Source organism: Vibrio navarrensis (assembly GCF_000764325.1).
In the GTDB taxonomy this organism is placed as follows: Bacteria; Pseudomonadota; Gammaproteobacteria; order Enterobacterales; family Vibrionaceae; genus Vibrio; species Vibrio navarrensis.
Genome location: NZ_JMCG01000001.1, coordinates 104,075 through 122,548, shown reverse-complemented (window position 1 = coordinate 122,548; position 18,474 = coordinate 104,075). Strand labels below are relative to the sequence as shown.

Annotated in this window: 13 protein-coding genes, 3 tRNA genes, 3 rRNA genes and 1 riboswitch; of the genes, 14 read left to right on the top strand and 5 right to left on the bottom strand. The window is 49.8% G+C overall.

What is annotated here, in order from left to right; translation table 11 throughout:
- Window positions 1–61 precede the first annotated feature (61 nt).
- Window positions 62–970 (top strand): LysR family transcriptional regulator, encoded by a 909-nt coding sequence (locus tag EA26_RS00580; protein ID WP_235425313.1) that lies wholly within the window; start codon window positions 62–64, stop codon window positions 968–970.
- Window positions 971–1,000: 30 nt separating this feature from the next.
- On the opposite strand, the gene tusA is transcribed toward EA26_RS00580, so the two are convergent.
- Complete coding sequence (tusA, locus tag EA26_RS00575) at window positions 1,001–1,249, bottom strand: sulfurtransferase TusA (RefSeq protein WP_039422296.1); 249 nt, start codon at window positions 1,247–1,249, stop codon at window positions 1,001–1,003.
- Window positions 1,250–1,374: 125 nt separating this feature from the next.
- Between tusA and EA26_RS00570 the strand changes: the two genes are divergently transcribed.
- Both EA26_RS00570 and EA26_RS00565 read left to right on the top strand, forming a co-directional pair.
- Window positions 1,375–1,560 (top strand): hypothetical protein, encoded by a 186-nt coding sequence (locus EA26_RS00570; RefSeq protein ID WP_039422292.1) that lies wholly within the window; start codon window positions 1,375–1,377, stop codon window positions 1,558–1,560.
- Between the two features lie 152 nt (window positions 1,561–1,712).
- Window positions 1,713–2,654, top strand: a complete 942-nt coding sequence (locus EA26_RS00565) for a LysR family transcriptional regulator (protein ID WP_039422289.1) — start codon at window positions 1,713–1,715, stop codon at window positions 2,652–2,654.
- 46 nt (window positions 2,655–2,700) lie between these two features.
- On the opposite strand, the gene acuI is transcribed toward EA26_RS00565, so the two are convergent.
- From acuI to fadB, 3 genes are all read right to left on the bottom strand, one after another.
- A complete protein-coding gene (acuI, locus tag EA26_RS00560; protein WP_039422286.1) occupies window positions 2,701–3,681 on the bottom strand; it encodes an acrylyl-CoA reductase (NADPH) in 981 nt (326 codons plus the stop codon).
- Window positions 3,682–3,833: 152 nt separating this feature from the next.
- Entirely contained in the window at window positions 3,834–4,997 is a 1,164-nt protein-coding gene (gene fadA, locus EA26_RS00555; protein ID WP_039422283.1) for an acetyl-CoA C-acyltransferase FadA, read from the bottom strand.
- A gap of 13 nt (window positions 4,998–5,010) precedes the next feature.
- The gene (fadB, locus tag EA26_RS00550; protein ID WP_039422280.1) at window positions 5,011–7,182 is read right to left on the bottom strand and encodes a fatty acid oxidation complex subunit alpha FadB; all 2,172 of its coding nucleotides are present in this window, start codon (window positions 7,180–7,182) and stop codon (window positions 5,011–5,013) included.
- Between the two features lie 271 nt (window positions 7,183–7,453).
- On the opposite strand from fadB, the gene EA26_RS00545 reads away from it, so the two are divergent.
- From EA26_RS00545 to EA26_RS00505, 9 genes are all read left to right on the top strand, one after another.
- A complete protein-coding gene (locus EA26_RS00545) occupies window positions 7,454–8,077 on the top strand; it encodes a YigZ family protein (protein WP_039422277.1) in 624 nt (207 codons plus the stop codon).
- Window positions 8,078–8,120: 43 nt separating this feature from the next.
- The gene (locus tag EA26_RS00540; RefSeq protein ID WP_039422275.1) at window positions 8,121–9,578 is read left to right on the top strand and encodes a TrkH family potassium uptake protein; all 1,458 of its coding nucleotides are present in this window, start codon (window positions 8,121–8,123) and stop codon (window positions 9,576–9,578) included.
- An 8-nt stretch (window positions 9,579–9,586) separates the two neighbouring features.
- A complete protein-coding gene (hemG, locus tag EA26_RS00535; RefSeq protein ID WP_039422272.1) occupies window positions 9,587–10,114 on the top strand; it encodes a menaquinone-dependent protoporphyrinogen IX dehydrogenase in 528 nt (175 codons plus the stop codon).
- Between the two features lie 440 nt (window positions 10,115–10,554).
- Window positions 10,555–12,113: ribosomal RNA gene (locus tag EA26_RS00530) — 16S ribosomal RNA — on the top strand.
- A gap of 62 nt (window positions 12,114–12,175) precedes the next feature.
- Window positions 12,176–12,252 (top strand) — tRNA-Ile (locus EA26_RS00525).
- Between the two features lie 8 nt (window positions 12,253–12,260).
- Window positions 12,261–12,336 (top strand) — tRNA-Ala (locus EA26_RS00520).
- Between the two features lie 304 nt (window positions 12,337–12,640).
- A 23S ribosomal RNA gene (locus tag EA26_RS00515) occupies window positions 12,641–15,528 on the top strand.
- Between the two features lie 135 nt (window positions 15,529–15,663).
- Window positions 15,664–15,779 (top strand): 5S ribosomal RNA (rrf, locus tag EA26_RS00510).
- The 16S, 23S and 5S rRNA genes sit together here with 3 tRNA genes alongside, the layout of an rRNA operon.
- A gap of 102 nt (window positions 15,780–15,881) precedes the next feature.
- A tRNA-Ser gene (locus EA26_RS00505) sits at window positions 15,882–15,972 on the top strand.
- 56 nt (window positions 15,973–16,028) lie between these two features.
- On the opposite strand, the gene EA26_RS00500 is transcribed toward EA26_RS00505, so the two are convergent.
- Complete coding sequence (locus EA26_RS00500) at window positions 16,029–16,373, bottom strand: transposase (RefSeq protein ID WP_152593639.1); 345 nt, start codon at window positions 16,371–16,373, stop codon at window positions 16,029–16,031.
- Window positions 16,374–16,626: 253 nt separating this feature from the next.
- Between EA26_RS00500 and EA26_RS22115 the strand changes: the two genes are divergently transcribed.
- Window positions 16,627–17,662, top strand: a protein-coding gene (locus EA26_RS22115) for an IS630 family transposase (RefSeq protein WP_404976201.1) whose coding sequence is annotated in 2 segments (ribosomal slippage) — window positions 16,627–17,093 and window positions 17,092–17,662 — 1,038 coding nt in all. Because the reading frame shifts where the segments join, the coding sequence is not laid out codon by codon here.
- A gap of 154 nt (window positions 17,663–17,816) precedes the next feature.
- Complete coding sequence (gene crcB / locus EA26_RS00480; RefSeq protein WP_039422262.1) at window positions 17,817–18,197, top strand: fluoride efflux transporter CrcB; 381 nt, start codon at window positions 17,817–17,819, stop codon at window positions 18,195–18,197.
- Window positions 18,198–18,269: 72 nt separating this feature from the next.
- Window positions 18,270–18,368, top strand: a riboswitch (TPP riboswitch).
- Window positions 18,369–18,474: the final 106 nt, after the last annotated feature.

Here is an 18,474-nt window from a genome sequence, read left to right as displayed (position 1 = left end):
TGCGTGGTGGTGAGCTCAACAGAGCACACCACCAGAATTAGGCATGAAAAAGGAGACGGGAGTGTCAGCAAGGATCTCTCTGGAAATGTGGCGCACCTTTATTGCGGTGGCGGAACATGGCAGTACAGTGAAAGCCGCCGAACAGTTGCACAAAAGCCAATCGGCCATTTCTCATAGCATTAACAAGATGTCTGCCATGCTGGGGCAAGAGCTGTTTGTCATCGAAGGACGCCAATCGGTGCTGACGGAACTTGGCAAACAGTTGCTGCCCAAAGTGCAAGAGTTGCATCACAGCGCACTGCAAATCGAAAAATCGGCGATGAAGTTTGAAGGTGAGTTGTCCCAAGAGATCAGTATCGCGGTCGACGTGCTCTTGCCTGCGCGTTTTGTCTTGGAAGTGATCGACCGTTTCCACTTAATTTATCCGCACGTCTCCCTGCGGGTGTATGAAACCGCCTTGTCTGGTGCCTCACAATTGCTTGGTGAGGGGAGCGTTTCACTGGCGATTGCCAGCGCACTGCCGAAAGAGCTGAAGTTAGAGCCGCTGTTTGAAGTGCCGATGCTGTGCGTGTGTGCCCGTGATTTTGATCTCGCACAGCGCACATCCATCACTCAAGCGGAGCTCAAAGCATTTCGTCATGTGGTGATCCGTGATTCGGGCAATCAAGATGTGGATAGTGGTTGGCGTGGTTCGTACTTACGTCTGACGGTGACGCATCCAAGTACCGCATTAAATAGCATTCTCGATGGTGTCGGCTTTGGCTGGCTGCCGCAACATTTGGTGCAGCCGTACCTCAATGATGGTCGTTTGGTGCGGGTGGATCTCGAGTGTGAGCAAACGCGCAGCGTAAAGTTTCAATTAGGGATCAAACCGGACCAATGCCATAACCGAGAGTTGCGGACTCTGTTTGAATTCTTCAGTGCACTGTGCGCCATGGCGCTGTCAGAGCGCGATGACGAGACGCAATAAGCTAACTTGTTTGTGTGGCGAGGGGCTGGGTTAATCCAGCCCTTTTTTGATCAAATACTGATAAGGCAGTTGGTCGGTTTGCGCGGCAAGCAGTTGGTGATCCATAAAACGGCAAAAGCTCGGGATATCTCGTGTGGTCGACGGGTCATCGGCTTTCACCAATAACACCTCACCATCTTGCATGGTACGAATTGTCTTCCTGACCATCATTACTGGTTCTGGACAGCGCAGCCCTTCAGCTTCCAAGGTTTTCGTCGCCAGTTCAGGATTAAAGCTCATAGTGTGGTTCTCCAAAATTCCGCACGAATTCTACGTTCGTAGAAAAAATATTCAATAATTACTTGGCAAATGGATCGTTTTGCATTAATTTGGATTAACAATTTGGTAACAACTGGAGTAACACGATGTTAACAGCATTAGATAGACTAACTATTTACTCGGTTATGTGTTTTATCTCGTTTTGTGCTCTCGTGTTTAGAACACCAGCTGAGACCTCATTGATGCCTGTAGTGGGCATGAGCGTGACCATCATCGGGATTTGGCTTGAGATGCACCTATGGTCAGGTGCCTCTGAAGAACAGAAGAATTAGCGCTTTTGTTTGCAAAGCGACGCTCACCTATTTAACGACACTTCATTCCGACACTATCCCCATTTTTCTTGGGCTTCCCCGCTGAAAGGCGGGATTTTTTTTGCCTGAAAGGTACAATCACAGGCTAATCCCTTCAATGAGCATGGTTAATTGTGGAACTGGAAGAGATCTATCGCCGAGATTTAAACTTGCTGGTGGCCTTACGCGTACTGATCGAAGAGAGCAGCGTAAGCAAAGCCGCTTTGCGTCTTAACCTCAGCCAGTCGGCGATGAGCAGAGTGCTCGGTCGGCTGCGCGAGCTACTGGATGATCCGCTTTTTACCCGTCAAGGTCAGCATTTGATCCCAACGCAGAAAGCGCTCGAAATTGACCGCGCTCTCGGTGAGCCATTGGAATCACTACGTCAGTTGCTCTCTCCGTCTGAGTTTGATCCCCATTTTTGTACCCAAACGTTTACCATTGCCACCACAGATTATGCGATGCAGACCATTTTGCCGTTTGCCTTGCCGCGTATTTATCAAGAGGCGCCGAATGTATCGTTTAACTTTCTGCCTTTGCAGCACGAAAGATTGGCCGAGCAGTTGATTTATGAAGGGGCTGATTTGGCGATTTGTCGCCCGACGGGGCCGGTTGAGCCGCTGCGCAGTGACGTATTGGGCCGAGTTGGCGTGCTCTGTTTGCTCTCCAAGCAACACCCACTTGCTAATGAGGAGATGAGTCTGGCGGATTATCTCTATTATCCTCACGCCATGATTGCCATTAGTGACGGTGTTAAGGCCTTGATTGAACAAGCACTCGAAGCTCAGCCGCCGCGTAAAATGGTGCTGCGCGCTTATCATCTCGAGGCCGCTTTGGCGATCGTCGACACGTTACCCATTGTGATTACGGTACCGGCCGATCTCGCGTATCTGGTTGCAGAGCGCTACGACTTAGTGGTCAAGCCACTGCCGTTTCAGTTTACGCCGTTCGATTATTCGATGATCTGGCATGCGCGCTGCGAACACTCTCCGGCGCAGGAGTGGCTACGCTCGATCGTGAAAGAGGAGTGTGGCCGTTTGATAGCCAAGCGCATTGAAGATATGGGGTTAGACTGACAAAAAAGAGCCAGACTGGCTGGCTCTCGGCTGACTGAAGGTGGAGTTACAGTTTGATCACCACGCGGCCCGTGATTTGGCCATTGGTGATCGCTTCAGCGTAGCTAGGGGCTTGAGCGAGCTCAACTTCGGTACAGGCTTGTTCAAAGTAACTCTCTGGCAGCAACGCCACCAGTTTTTCCCATGCCGCGATGCGTTTGTCGGTTGGGCACATCACTGAGTCAACGCCTTGCAGACGCACATTACGTAGGATAAATGGCATCACTGTGGTGGGCAGATCAAAACCGCCAGCCAGACCACACGCGGCTACCACGCCGTTGTAATCCATTTGTGCCAACACTTTCGCCAGCACTTTGCTGCCGACGGTGTCAATCGCACCTGCCCAGACTTGCTTTTCCAGTGGGCGGGCTGGTTGTTCAAATTCAGCTCGGTCGATAATGCGGCTTGCGCCAAGTTTTTCCAGCAGTGGGCCGTTTTGCTCAACGCGACCAGTGACCGCGGCCACTTGGTAGCCGAGTTGAGTCAGCAGGGTGACGGCCACCGAGCCGACACCACCGCTGGCACCGGTAACCAGCACTTCGCCAGCGTCAGGCTTGACGCCACCGTCGAGCAGGGCCTGCACACACAGCATCGCTGTTAACCCAGCAGTGCCAATCATCATCGCTTTTTTGCTGTCGAGGCCTTGTGGCAAAGGCACCAGCCAATCGGCTTGCAGACGAGCGCGTTGCGCCATGCCACCCCAATGGTTTTCACCCACGCCCCAACCCGTTAGGACAACTTTATCACCCGCTTGGTAACGCTCATTTTGTGATTCGATGACAGTGCCCGCCAGATCGATCCCCGGCACCATCGGAAAATTGCGGATAATTTTGCCTTTGCCGGTGATGGCTAGGCCGTCTTTGTAGTTGAGTGAAGAGTAATCCACCGCAATCAGTACGTCACCTGATGGCAGTTGCGACTCATCGATTTGTTCAATCGTGGCCAGCGTGCGTTGCTCTTCTTGATTGAGGACTAAAGCGTTAAACATAGGTTTCTCCACCCATTGCAGCAATTGAAAACGAGGTAAAGTGTAGAATGAACTGGGCTATGACTAAAATGAAACTTTAGCATTATAACAATGCGTTTGGCGCATAGATTAAGAGCGGCCGAAGCCGCTCTTTGTTTTACCAATGGACGAGATTACGGACGTTCAAAGACAGTCGCAATCCCTTGGCCAAGGCCGATACACATGGTCGCTAAACCATATTTCGCCCCTTTGTCTTCCATCAGGTTAATCAGCGTGGTCGAGATACGCGCGCCAGAACAACCCAGAGGGTGACCAAGTGCAATCGCACCGCCGTTGAGGTTGACTTTTTCATCCATCACGTCAAGCAGACCGAGATCTTTGGCGCAAGGCAGTGATTGAGCAGCGAACGCTTCGTTGAGCTCAATCACATCAATATCTTCAATCGACAAGCCAGCTCGTTTAAGCGCTTTCTGGGTCGCTGGTACTGGGCCATAACCCATGATGGATGGATCGCAACCCGCAATCGCCATGCCTTTGATGCGCGCACGGATCTTGAGGCCAAGCTGGTTGGCTTTCTCTTCGCTCATGATCAGCATCGCTGAAGCGCCATCAGAGAGCGCGGAAGAGGTTCCCGCAGTGACAGTGCCGTTGGCAGGATCAAACACCGGACGAAGTTGTGATAGCCCCTCGACGGTGGTTTCTGGACGAATCACTTCGTCATAATCCAAAGTGAACAGCGTGCCGTCCGCCGCGTGACCTTCGGTTGGCAGAATTTCGTTTTTAAAACGACCTTCTAACGTTGCGGCGTGGGCTCGGGCGTGAGAGCGCGCGGCAAACTCGTCTTGCTGCTCGCGGCTAATGCCATGCAGCTTGCCCAGCATTTCAGCGGTTAACCCCATCATGCCAGCAGCCTTAGCGACGTTTTTCGACATGCTTGGGTGGAAGTCGACACCGTGCGTCATGGGCACATGGCCCATATGTTCAACACCGCCAATCAGGCAGATCTCGGCATCTCCCGTCATGATGGCACGCGCACCATCGTGCAGCGCTTGCATCGAAGAGCCACACAAGCGGTTCACCGTGACAGCGCCAATTTCAATCGGCAAACCTGCCAATAGCGCGGCGTTACGTGCGACGTTAAAACCTTGTTCTAGGGTTTGTTGCACACAGCCCCAGTAAATATCTTCAATCTCTTTCGGGTCAACTTGTGGGTTGCGCGCTAGGATGCCTTTCATCAGATGGGCAGAGAGATCTTCTGCGCGCGTATGACGAAAAGCACCACCTTTCGAGCGACCCATTGGGGTACGAAGACAATCAACAATTACGACGTTTTTCATGGGGGGTCACTCCTTAGATAGAACCTTGCTGTTGCGAGCCGTAGAAAGTGTCACCTTTGCTCGCCATATCGATTAGCAGTTGAGGCACGTGGTACATTGCGCCCAGATCTGAGTACTGTTTTGCCATGTCGACAAAGTTGGCAATACCCACGCTATCTAAGTAACGGAAAACGCCGCCGCGGAATGGAGGGAAACCGAGGCCATACACCAGCGCCATGTCCGCTTCTTGTGGTGTCGCGATGATGCCTTCTTGCAGACACAGCACCACTTCGTTGATCATCGGAATCATCATACGTTGAATAATGGCTTGCTCGTCAAAGGCTTGTGGCTCTGCACATACCTCAGCCAGCACAGGTAAGATAGCGTCGCTGAAGGCTTTCTTTGGCTTGCCTTTTTTGTCGATGCTGTAGCTGTAGAAACCGCTGCCATTCTTTTGGCCGTATTTATTGGCTTCAAACAGCGCATCAATCGCGTCACGGTCTTCTTTACCCATACGCTCAGGGAAACCTTGTGCCATCACAGCTTGAGCGTGATGCGCGGTATCGATACCGACCACGTCTAGTAAGTAAGCCGGGCCCATTGGCCAGCCAAATTTACGCTCCATCACCTTGTCCACTTGGGTGAAATCAGCCCCATCGCGCAGCAGCATGCTGAAACCGCCAAAGTAAGGGAACAGTACGCGGTTAACAAAGAATCCAGGACAGTCGTTGACGACGATCGGCGACTTGCCCATCTTCGCTGCGTAAGCGACTACGCGGTTGATGGTTTCGTCGGAAGTGTGCTCACCACGGATAATTTCCACCAACGGCATGCGGTGCACTGGGTTAAAGAAGTGCATACCACAGAAGTTTTCTGGGCGCTTGAGCGATTTGGCCAGCAGATTAATTGGAATGGTCGAAGTGTTTGAGGTGATCACCGTCTCGGCACTGACCTGCTGTTCCACTTCGCTTAATACCGCCGCTTTGACTTTCGGGTTTTCCACCACGGCTTCGACGATCACATCGGCATTCTCGATACCCGCATAATGCAGGCTAGGGGTAATCGATGCCAAGATGCCGGCCATTTTGAAACCGTCGATCTTGCCACGCTCAAGTTGTTTGTTGAGCAGTTTGGAAGCTTCAGTCATGCCGAGGTCTAGCGAACCTTGAGCGATGTCCTTCATTAATACAGGCACGCCCTTGAGCGCGGATTGATAGGCGATACCGCCACCCATGATACCTGCGCCGAGTACCGCAGCACGGCCAGTCTCTTTGCTGGCCGATTTGGCGGCTTTTTTCACGATGCCCTTGATGTATTGATCGCTAAGGAATAAGCCGACTAGCGCTTTGGCTTCTTCCGATTTTGCCAATTTGATGAAGTGTTGGCGTTCAACATCCAGTGCTTGGTCGCGGGCGAAGCGAGCGCCTTGCTCGATAGTTTGTACCGCGGTCATTGGCGCTGGGTAATGAGGCCCTGCAACTTGAGCAACCAAACCTTTCGCCATAGTGAAGCTCATCATCGCTTCTAGCTTACTCAGTGTTAGTGGCGAGGTTTTCTGCGTGCGGCGAGTTTTCCAATCCAGCTGTTCGTTGATTGCTTGCGTCAGAGTGTGGAGCGCAGATTCACGCAGCGATGCGCTATCCACCACCGCATCAAGCAGGCCAATCTTCAGTGCTTCTTCAGCACGGCACGCTTTGCCTTGTGTGATGATTTCCATTGCGCTGTCGGCGCCGATCACGCGAGGCAGACGTACACAGCCACCAAAGCCGGGCATGATGCCGAGTTTGGTTTCAGGCAAACCGATGCTGGTGGTAGCGTCACCAATGCGTAGGTCCGTGGCAAGTACACACTCGCAACCGCCGCCAAGCGTGTGGCCAGTGAGAACGGAAATGGTCGGTACAGGCAAATCTTCAAGTTTATTAAAGATGCTGTTGGCAAATTTCAGCCACTGATCCAACTCTTCTTCTGGTTTGGCAAACAGGCCTAAAAATTCGGTAATGTCAGCACCGACGATAAATGCCTCTTTATTAGAGGTGAGCATGAGGCCTTTTAGACCAGCATGGGTGCTGAGTGCATCCAGCGCTTTATCAAGGGATTCGAGCGTGGCGAGGTCGAGCTTGTTAACGGAATTTGGCGAGCAGAAAGTCAGCTCGGCAATACCGTCGTGTAATTCCTTTACCTGTAGGGTTTCGGCTTGGTAAATCATTGTCTATCTCCATGACATACAATCTTGGATTGTCTGTATTGCCAGAGGGAAGGCGCTGAGCACAACGTCAACTCTCGGCCTCTGGGCATAGTGGAAAGCATTGCTATAGTTATTCTGGTTAGACCAGTGAAACTAGTTTGGATCGCAGATTGGCTAATTTCAATACATTTTTTAAACAAGTGTTTAACATTGTGCGGTGGAGCAGATCTTATGCGGCGAGCAAAATGCGTACATGCTACACTCGGCCCCTTTATCCCCAGTATTGACGACCATGAACGAGCAACCTTATTTGATCCCTGCTGCACCAGTGCGTTTTGAAGAAGAAATCAAAAAGAGCCTCTTTATTACCTATTTGACGCATGCGCCAAATGTTGAAGCGGCCAAGGCGTTTATCGAGCAGATCAAACAGCAGCATGCCGATGCGCGTCACAATTGCTGGGCGTTTGCCGCAGGTCGAGCGGAAGACTCGATGTTGTGGGGATTTAGTGATGATGGTGAGCCTTCGGGAACGGCAGGGAAACCGATATTGGCTCAGCTATCAGGCTCTGGCGTGGGGGAGATCTGCGCTGTGGTGACACGCTACTATGGCGGGATTCGTCTTGGAACCGGAGGGTTAGTCAAAGCGTATGGAGGCGGCGTGCAACAAGCACTCAAGCAGCTTCAAACTATTGAGAAAAAAATAACCACAAAACTCAGACTAGAGTTAGACTACGCCTTCATGCCAATCGCACAATCTCTCCTGCAGCAGTTTGCGGCAGTGGAAGTGCAAGCGCAGTACAGCGAACAGGTCGTGCTTGTCGTTGAGCTTGAAGTGAGACACGTGCGTGACTTTACTCAAATGGTCATTAATAAAAGCGGCGCGAGAGCCGTGGTCACGCCGTTAAACGGGAAGTAAACATAACAATCAGGAAGTCGTCGACTTTAAAGTTCAATCGTCCATGCAATTTCGTTCCATTATCCGTATCGTCGGGCTGCTGCTCGCCCTGTTTAGTGTCACCATGTTAGCGCCAGCGCTGGTCGCGTTGCTGTATCGAGATGGTGCAGGTGTCCCTTTTGTCACGACGTTCTTTGTGCTGCTATTTTGCGGCGCGCTGTGCTGGTTTCCCAACCGCAAGCATAAACATGAGCTCAAAGCGCGAGACGGCTTCCTTATTGTGGTCCTCTTCTGGACGGTTTTGGGTAGCGCCGGCTCATTGCCGTTTTTGATTGCTGACAACCCAAACGTGTCAGTGACCGATGCATTTTTTGAATCCTTTTCTGCGTTGACGACCACTGGAGCAACGGTGATTGTCGGGCTTGATGAATTACCCAAAGCGATCTTGTTCTATCGGCAGTTTCTACAGTGGTTTGGTGGTATGGGGATCATCGTATTAGCGGTTGCTATTCTTCCTGTACTCGGCATCGGCGGTATGCAGCTTTATCGGGCAGAAATTCCCGGTCCGGTAAAAGACAGCAAAATAACCCCCCGTATTGCCGAAACAGCCAAAGCGCTATGGTATATCTACCTTAGCCTGACCATTGCATGCGCTGGCGCCTTTTGGTTGGCGGGCATGACGGTGTTTGATGCGATCTGCCATAGTTTTTCAACTATCGCTATCGGTGGATTCTCAACCCATGACGCGAGCATGGGATATTTTGACAGTTATGCGATAAACCTGATTACCGTGGTTTTTCTGCTGATCTCGGCTTGCAACTTCTCCCTGCACTTTGCGGCATTCGCCTCAGGCGGGGTACATCCGAGATACTACTGGAAAGATCCTGAGTTCCGCGCCTTCATCTTTATTCAGGTGCTGCTGTTTGTGGTGTGCTTTTTATTGCTGCTTAGCCACCACTCTTACCGTTCATTTTATGATGCGTTTGACCAAGCGCTGTTTCAGACCGTCTCGATATCCACCACGGCAGGATTTACTACCACCGGATTTTCTGAATGGCCGCTGTTTCTGCCTGTCCTATTACTGTTCTCTTCTTTTATTGGTGGCTGTGCGGGTTCAACTGGCGGCGGAATGAAAGTGATCCGCATCTTGCTGTTGACCCTACAAGGTGCGCGTGAGTTGAAGCGTCTCGTTCACCCACGTGCGGTGTACACCATCAAAGTGGGTGGTAATGCGCTACCACAACGTGTGGTTGACGCGGTGTGGGGATTTTTCTCCGCCTATGCACTGGTCTTTGTCGTTTGTATGCTGGCGCTCATCGCCACGGGGATGGACGAACTCAGTGCATTTTCCGCGGTAGCCGCTACGCTCAACAACCTCGGCCCGGGGCTTGGGGAAGTCTCAGTGCACTTTGCTGATGTCAATGATAGAGCCAAGTGGGTATTGGTGGTGTCGATGCTGTTTGGCCGATTAGAAATCTTCACGTTACTAATACTGTTAACACCGACTTTTTGGCGTAGTTAGGGGAAATGATGAAAAAAGCGCTATTTCTTTACTCTTCCCGTGAAGGGCAAACTAAAAAAATCCTTCTTTATCTAGATAAACAGTTGCAAGGTTATCAGTGCGACGTGGTCAATTTACATGACGCGGATGAAATACGTTTTGCAGAGTATGACAAAGTGCTGATCGGTGCGTCGATTCGCTATGGCCATCTGAATAAGAAGCTCTATCAGTTCATTGAACGCCATATTGAATCACTACAGCAGTGCAAAGGCGCTTTCTTCTGCGTCAACTTAACGGCGAGAAAAGAAGAGCAAGGGAAAGACACGCCAGAAGGGAGTGTGTACATCAAAACCTTTCTCAGCAAGTCAGCATGGGAGCCGACGTTAATTGGTGTTTTTGCTGGGGCGCTTTACTATCCTCGTTACAACTGGTTTGACCGCAACATGATTAAACTCATTATGACGTTAACCGGAGGAGAAACCGACACCAGCAAAGAAGTTGAGTACACCAATTGGCAAAAAGTGGCAGCTTTTGCTGAGAAGTTTGCTCAGTTGTAGAAATAAAGTGCATTTTTAAGGCTTTTTGTTGTTATTTTGCTCGAATGGCAAAAAAAGCAAAATAAAGTGCAAAAATGGCTTGCCAATGTGATCGCAATCTCTATAATGCCACCTCGCTGACACGGCAAGGCTCCATAAGGAACCAAGACAAATCAGCAAGGCGTTTTAGCCAGGTGGTTCACCTGAAAAAAGTTTTGAAAAAAAGTGGTTGACACAGAAACTTAACTCGCTAAAATGGCCGCCTCTTCCACGGTGACTCAGTCACTGAAGTAGGAAGAGAGCTCTTTAACAATATAAACCTATCAATCTGTGTGGGCACTCGTTGATGATAATCGCAAAAGATTTATCAATGAACTGAGTGACCAAAACGAATCGCAAGATTCGGCACAGTCAATTTATTCAGTATTCATTGAGCCGAAGCGCAAGCTTCAAAAAACTTTTAATTGAAGAGTTTGATCATGGCTCAGATTGAACGCTGGCGGCAGGCCTAACACATGCAAGTCGAGCGGCAGCACAGAGAAACTTGTTTCTCGGGTGGCGAGCGGCGGACGGGTGAGTAATGCCTGGGAAATTGCCCTGATGTGGGGGATAACCATTGGAAACGATGGCTAATACCGCATGATGCCTACGGGCCAAAGAGGGGGACCTTCGGGCCTCTCGCGTCAGGATATGCCCAGGTGGGATTAGCTAGTTGGTGAGGTAAGGGCTCACCAAGGCGACGATCCCTAGCTGGTCTGAGAGGATGATCAGCCACACTGGAACTGAGACACGGTCCAGACTCCTACGGGAGGCAGCAGTGGGGAATATTGCACAATGGGCGCAAGCCTGATGCAGCCATGCCGCGTGTGTGAAGAAGGCCTTCGGGTTGTAAAGCACTTTCAGTTGTGAGGAAGGTGGTGTTGTGAATAGCAGCATCATTTGACGTTAGCAACAGAAGAAGCACCGGCTAACTCCGTGCCAGCAGCCGCGGTAATACGGAGGGTGCGAGCGTTAATCGGAATTACTGGGCGTAAAGCGCATGCAGGTGGTTTGTTAAGTCAGATGTGAAAGCCCCGGGCTCAACCTGGGAATTGCATTTGAAACTGGCAAACTAGAGTACTGTAGAGGGGGGTAGAATTTCAGGTGTAGCGGTGAAATGCGTAGAGATCTGAAGGAATACCGGTGGCGAAGGCGGCCCCCTGGACAGATACTGACACTCAGATGCGAAAGCGTGGGGAGCAAACAGGATTAGATACCCTGGTAGTCCACGCCGTAAACGATGTCTACTTGGAGGTTGTGGCCTTGAGCCGTGGCTTTCGGAGCTAACGCGTTAAGTAGACCGCCTGGGGAGTACGGTCGCAAGATTAAAACTCAAATGAATTGACGGGGGCCCGCACAAGCGGTGGAGCATGTGGTTTAATTCGATGCAACGCGAAGAACCTTACCTACTCTTGACATCCAGAGAATCTAGCGGAGACGCTGGAGTGCCTTCGGGAGCTCTGAGACAGGTGCTGCATGGCTGTCGTCAGCTCGTGTTGTGAAATGTTGGGTTAAGTCCCGCAACGAGCGCAACCCTTATCCTTGTTTGCCAGCACGTAATGGTGGGAACTCCAGGGAGACTGCCGGTGATAAACCGGAGGAAGGTGGGGACGACGTCAAGTCATCATGGCCCTTACGAGTAGGGCTACACACGTGCTACAATGGCGCATACAGAGGGCGGCCAACTTGCGAAAGTGAGCGAATCCCAAAAAGTGCGTCGTAGTCCGGATTGGAGTCTGCAACTCGACTCCATGAAGTCGGAATCGCTAGTAATCGTGGATCAGAATGCCACGGTGAATACGTTCCCGGGCCTTGTACACACCGCCCGTCACACCATGGGAGTGGGCTGCACCAGAAGTGGTTAGTTTAACCCCTTTTCTTTCGAGATTAGGGGAGGACGATCACCACGGTGTGGTTCATGACTGGGGTGAAGTCGTAACAAGGTAGCGCTAGGGGAACCTGGCGCTGGATCACCTCCTTATACGATGATTATTGCGATGAGTGTTCACACAGATTGATACGGTTTAGATTAGAGCATTTAGTGGGTCTGTAGCTCAGGTGGTTAGAGCGTACGCCTGATAAGCGTAAGGTCGGTGGTTCGAGTCCACTCAGACCCACCACTATTGATGGGGCTATAGCTCAGCTGGGAGAGCGCCTGCCTTGCACGCAGGAGGTCAGCAGTTCGATCCTGCTTAGCTCCACCATCTTTAAGCGCATTCAATGAGTGCTTTTAAACATGGTTTCTTTCTTTCAATAGAAAGTTAAATCTTGCTCTTTAACAATTTGGAAAGCTGACAAAGTAATTTATCTTTATGGATAGATTACTTGTAAAGTTCTCAATGTTTGTCTTTAAGACAAACACCAACAAAACACATTCAAGTGTTCTTGGGAATGTCACTTATAGTGACAATTCAAAATTGAGTCCGGCAAATCAATGCTATCTCGCTCATTCAAATAATGAGATAGCGAACTTTGGTTGTTTAAACAGAAGACCCTTTGGGGTTGTATGGTTAAGTGACTAAGCGTACACGGTGGATGCCTTGGCAGTCAGAGGCGATGAAGGACGTACTAACTTGCGATAAGCGGTGATGAGGCAGTAAGAGCCACTTGAGTCACCGATTTCCGAATGGGGAAACCCACTTACATAAGTAAGTATCGCTGCATGAATACATAGTGCAGCGAAGCGAACCGGGAGAACTGAAACATCTAAGTACCCCGAGGAAAAGAAATCAACCGAGATTCCGAAAGTAGCGGCGAGCGAAATTGGATTAGCCCTTAAGCTTTATATGCGTTAGACGAATGGTCTGGAAAGGCCAACGATACCGGGTGATAGTCCCGTAGTCATAGGCGCATGTTCAGTGAAATCGAGTAGGGCGGGACACGTGTTATCCTGTCTGAATATGGGGGGACCATCCTCCAAGGCTAAATACTCCTGACTGACCGATAGTGAACCAGTACCGTGAGGGAAAGGCGAAAAGAACCCCTGTGAGGGGAGTGAAATAGAACCTGAAACCGTGTACGTACAAGCAGTAGGAGCAGGCTTTGTCCTGTGACTGCGTACCTTTTGTATAATGGGTCAGCGACTTAATGTTAGTAGCAAGGTTAACCGCATAGGGGAGCCGTAGGGAAACCGAGTCTTAACTGGGCGTATAGTTGCTAGCATTAGACCCGAAACCGAGTGATCTAGCCATGGGCAGGTTGAAGGTTGAGTAACATCAACTGGAGGACCGAACCGACTAATGTTGAAAAATTAGCGGATGACTTGTGGCTAGGGGTGAAAGGCCAATCAAACTCGGAGATAGCTGGTTCTCCCCGAAAGCTATTTAGGTAGCGCCTCGGACGAATACTACTGGGGGTAGAGCACTGTTAAGGCTAGGGGGTCATCCCGACTTACCAACCCTTTGCAAACTCCGAATACCAGTAAGTACTATCCGGGAGACACACGGCGGGTGCTAACGTCCGTCGTGGAGAGGGAAACAACCCAGACCGCCAGCTAAGGTCCCAAATTACAGCTAAGTGGGAAACGATGTGGGAAGGCTTAGACAGCTAGGATGTTGGCTTAGAAGCAGCCATCATTTAAAGAAAGCGTAATAGCTCACTAGTCGAGTCGGCCTGCGCGGAAGATGTAACGGGGCTAAGTTGTAAACCGAAGCTGCGGCAATGTTCTTGGAACATTGGGTAGGGGAGCGTTCTGTAAGCCGTTGAAGGTGTGTTGTAAAGCATGCTGGAGGTATCAGAAGTGCGAATGCTGACATGAGTAACGACAAGGGGGGTGAAAAACCTCCCCGCCGGAAGACCAAGGGTTCCTGTCCAACGTTAATCGGGGCAGGGTGAGTCGACCCCTAAGGCGAGGCCGAAAGGCGTAGTCGATGGGAAACGGGTTAATATTCCCGTACTCGATCAAATTGCGATGGGGGGACGGAGAAGGCTAGGTGGGCCTGGCGACGGTTGTCCAGGTTCAAGTGCGTAGGCTGAGTGTTTAGGTAAATCCGGACACTCGATAGGCTGAGACACGACGTCGAGCTACTACGGTAGTGAAGTCATTGATGCCATGCTTCCAGGAAAAGCCTCTAAGCTTCAGATTTGATGGAATCGTACCCCAAACCGACACAGGTGGTCGGGTAGAGAATACCAAGGCGCTTGAGAGAACTCGGGTGAAGGAACTAGGCAAAATGGTACCGTAACTTCGGGAGAAGGTACGCTCTTGATGGTGAAGTCCCTCGCGGATGGAGCTGACGAGAGTCGCAGATACCAGGTGGCTGCAACTGTTTATTAAAAACACAGCACTGTGCAAAATCGCAAGATGACGTATACGGTGTGACGCCTGCCCGGTGCCGGAAGGTTAATTGATGGGGTTAGCGTAAGCGAAGCTCTTGATCGAAGCCCCGGTAAACGGCGGCCGTAACTATAACGGTCCTAAGGTAGCGAAATTCCTTGTCGGGTAAGTTCCGACCTGCACGAATGGCGTAATGATGGCCACGCTGTCTCCACCCGAGACTCAGTGAAATTGAAATCGCTGTGAAGATGCAGTGTACCCGCGGCTAGACGGAAAGACCCCGTGAACCTTTACTACAGCTTGGCACTGAACATTGAACCTACATGTGTAGGATAGGTGGGAGGCTTTGAAGACGTGACGCCAGTTGCGTTGGAGCCGTCCTTGAAATACCACCCTTGTATGTTTGATGTTCTAACGTTGGCCCCTCATCGGGGTCGCGGACAGTGCCTGGTGGGTAGTTTGACTGGGGCGGTCTCCTCCCAAAGAGTAACGGAGGAGCACGAAGGTGGGCTAATCACGGTTGGACATCGTGAGGTTAGTGCAATGGCATAAGCCCGCTTAACTGCGAGAATGACGGTTCGAGCAGGTGCGAAAGCAGGTCATAGTGATCCGGTGGTTCTGAATGGAAGGGCCATCGCTCAACGGATAAAAGGTACTCCGGGGATAACAGGCTGATACCGCCCAAGAGTTCATATCGACGGCGGTGTTTGGCACCTCGATGTCGGCTCATCACATCCTGGGGCTGAAGTCGGTCCCAAGGGTATGGCTGTTCGCCATTTAAAGTGGTACGCGAGCTGGGTTTAGAACGTCGTGAGACAGTTCGGTCCCTATCTGCCGTGGGCGTTGGAAGATTGAAGGGGGCTGCTCCTAGTACGAGAGGACCGGAGTGGACGAACCTCTGGTGTTCGGGTTGTGTCGCCAGACGCATTGCCCGGTAGCTAAGTTCGGAATCGATAACCGCTGAAAGCATCTAAGCGGGAAGCGAGCCCTGAGATGAGTCTTCCCTGACAGTTTAACTGTCCTAAAGGGTTGTTCGAGACTAGAACGTTGATAGGCAGGGTGTGTAAGCGCTGTGAGGCGTTGAGCTAACCTGTACTAATTGCCCGTGAGGCTTAACCATACAACACCCAAAGGGTTTTGATGGACTCAAAACAAGAACAAAAACTTGATTGTGTTAAGAAGAACGTAAACAGCTTTCCAGATTATTGAAAGATAAGGCCCTAGGTTCTAAGAACTGTCTTTCAAACAGAATTTGCTTGGCGACCATAGCGTTTTGGACCCACCTGACTCCATCCCGAACTCAGAAGTGAAACGAAACAGCGTCGATGGTAGTGTGGGGTTTCCCCATGTGAGAGTAGAACATCGCCAGGCTTTAATATCGTTTTCAGATATCCATTTAAAGTGAATAGTCTGAATACAAAGCTAAACATCCAGCATCGTAAGTATAAGACTCGATTTTTAGTGACAATTTGTGGAGAGATGGCTGAGTGGTTGAAAGCACCGGTCTTGAAAACCGGCGTACGTTAATAGCGTACCTAGGGTTCAAATCCCTATCTCTCCGCCACCATTCGAAAAGCCTGCAAAGAAATTTGCAGGCTTTTTTCATGTTAATCTGGATAATTAACTGGTCAGATTAATCCAGTCTCTTGTGCACATTTTGCTAACCCTATCTGCACTGTCCAAGAATCGATTCCAAGCCTTGCACACTTTCTCCACGATATCCTCATAATCGGTAAAACTCTTATTGGCAAGATAGTGTTGTCTGAGCCAGCTCCACACTTGTTCTAACGGGTTTAGCTCTGGTGAATAGGGCGGGAGCTTGATGATACTGACATTGCTAAACTGTTCTGCAATGTCATTGGTATGCCAACTCGTCCCATCCATAATGATGACGGCATGACGTCCTTTCTCTGTGACCAAATGCTCGATCATGATGTCTTTATTAACCCAAGGAACGACTATCACCTTCCAGTGCCTCTCGCTGGGCAGACAGAATCAAATAATAGGTGTACTCGAATTGCTGCTGATTTACGGCTCTCGGCCTTGTGCCCTGTTCAGCCTGTAGACGAGTCGTTGATTCTGCTGAGTGAATATCGTTTTGTCTTGAAGCCAGACATCAATGGCCTCAAGACTCATGCCGAGAAGCAAGGTTGATTTATACCAATCTAAGTAAAAATATGATCTAATTGATGTCATTCAACGATAAAACTTATTCGCTATGGACAGTCTCAATAATATCGACTTTAAAAAGCTCGCAAGCCAGCAGAAATCTATTCAGATGAAAATGAGACTGCTGGCCCTCGCTCATTTCAAAGATGGACACTCTCGCACCCAAATCGCCAAGTTTCTTATGGTGAGCCGAACCAGTGTTAATAAGTGGGTTCACACTTTTCTTGAAGAAGGATTAGAAGGGCTGAAGGAAAAGCCAAGAACGGGACGACCACCCTTCTTAACTTCTGAGCAAAGAGAGCAATTGAGCCAATACATAAAAGATAAAGCCAATGATACACAAGGCGGACGACTGACTGGGGCCGACATCCACGCTTATATCGTGAAAGAATTTGGCCAGCACTACCACCCTGATTCTATCTATTACCTGCTCGACCACATGGGCTTTTCATGGATAACTTCCCGCTCAAAACACCCCAAGCAATCTCAAGAAGTCCAAGACGATTTTAAAAAAATTCAAAATTGAAACGATCCTGAAGATCCCAGGACATATCGCTCTAGAGCATGTGGATGTCTGGTTTCAAGATGAAGCCAGATTTGGGCAACAAAACACGACAACACGGTTATGGGCAGAGAAAGGAACACGCCCCAGAGCCGTGAAGCAACAACAATTTGAATATGCGTATCTGTTTGGCTCTGTCTGTCCCGCGAGAGGGATTGGCGAAGCGATGGTCGTTCCTTGGGTGAATAAAGAGATCATGATCGAGCATTTAAAGCAAATATCGGCAATCACTGAAAAAGGGCGTCATGCCGTCATCATTATGGATGGGGCGAGTTGGCATACCAATGACATTGCAGAACCGTTTAGCAATGTCAGTATCATCAAGCTCCCGCCCTATTCACCAGAGCTCAACCCGATAGAACAAGTGTGGAGCTGGCTCAGACAACACTATCTTGCCAATCAGAGTTTTACCGATTATGAGGATATCGTGGAGAAAGTGTGCAAGGCTTGGAATCGATTCTTGGACAGTACAGATAGGGTTAGCAAAATGTGCATAAGAGAGTGGATTGACCTGACCAGTTAATTTTCCAGATTGGTATTAGATAGCGAAAAGTGACTCCTGTAACCTTTTCTTTTTACATCGCATCAAACAAGATATCGCTGGAAACGGAAGTTTTAAACTCGCTATTTTGACTGTGGTGGTTACAATATCGTCGTTTTAAGATTGTGAGGTCGTTATGGGACAGTTGGCTATATTGGGGTTTATCGCTTTAGGAGGGGCTTTTGGTGCCTGCTCTCGTTATCTGGTGTCTGAGCTCTGTGTTTTATTACTTGGGCGCGGTTTTCCTTATGGAACCTTGAGCGTAAACGTTGTCGGGTCATTTGTCATGGGGCTTTTGATCGCGGCATTCGAAAGTGAACTACTCGCTACTGAACCTTGGCGGCAAGTTATTGGTTTAGGCTTTCTTGGTGCCCTGACGACCTTTTCAACCTTCTCCATGGACAACGTGCTACTGATGCAGCAAGGTGCTTTTCTTAAGATGGGGCTGAATATTCTGCTCAATGTGACGCTAAGTATTGGCGCTGCATGGCTTGGATTTCAGCTCTTAAAGCAGTGATGTTCAAATCTAATTTTCCAACAAATTTTTTACAGGTCGGCTTGGTTTAACCAAGTCGATTGCTTATAATCGCTTCACTTGTCGGAGTGCCATAAGGCTGAGACCGTTTATTCGGGATCCGTTGAACCTGATCAGGTTAAGACCTGCGAAGGGAACAAGAGAAGATTTTAGTAGCTAAATTCTACTAGTGTCTTATCAAAGTTCGAATTTTGCGCGCAGAGCCATCTGCAATTTGTGTAAGTTCGATCCCTCTTGTCGCATTTTTCCGCCAAGCATT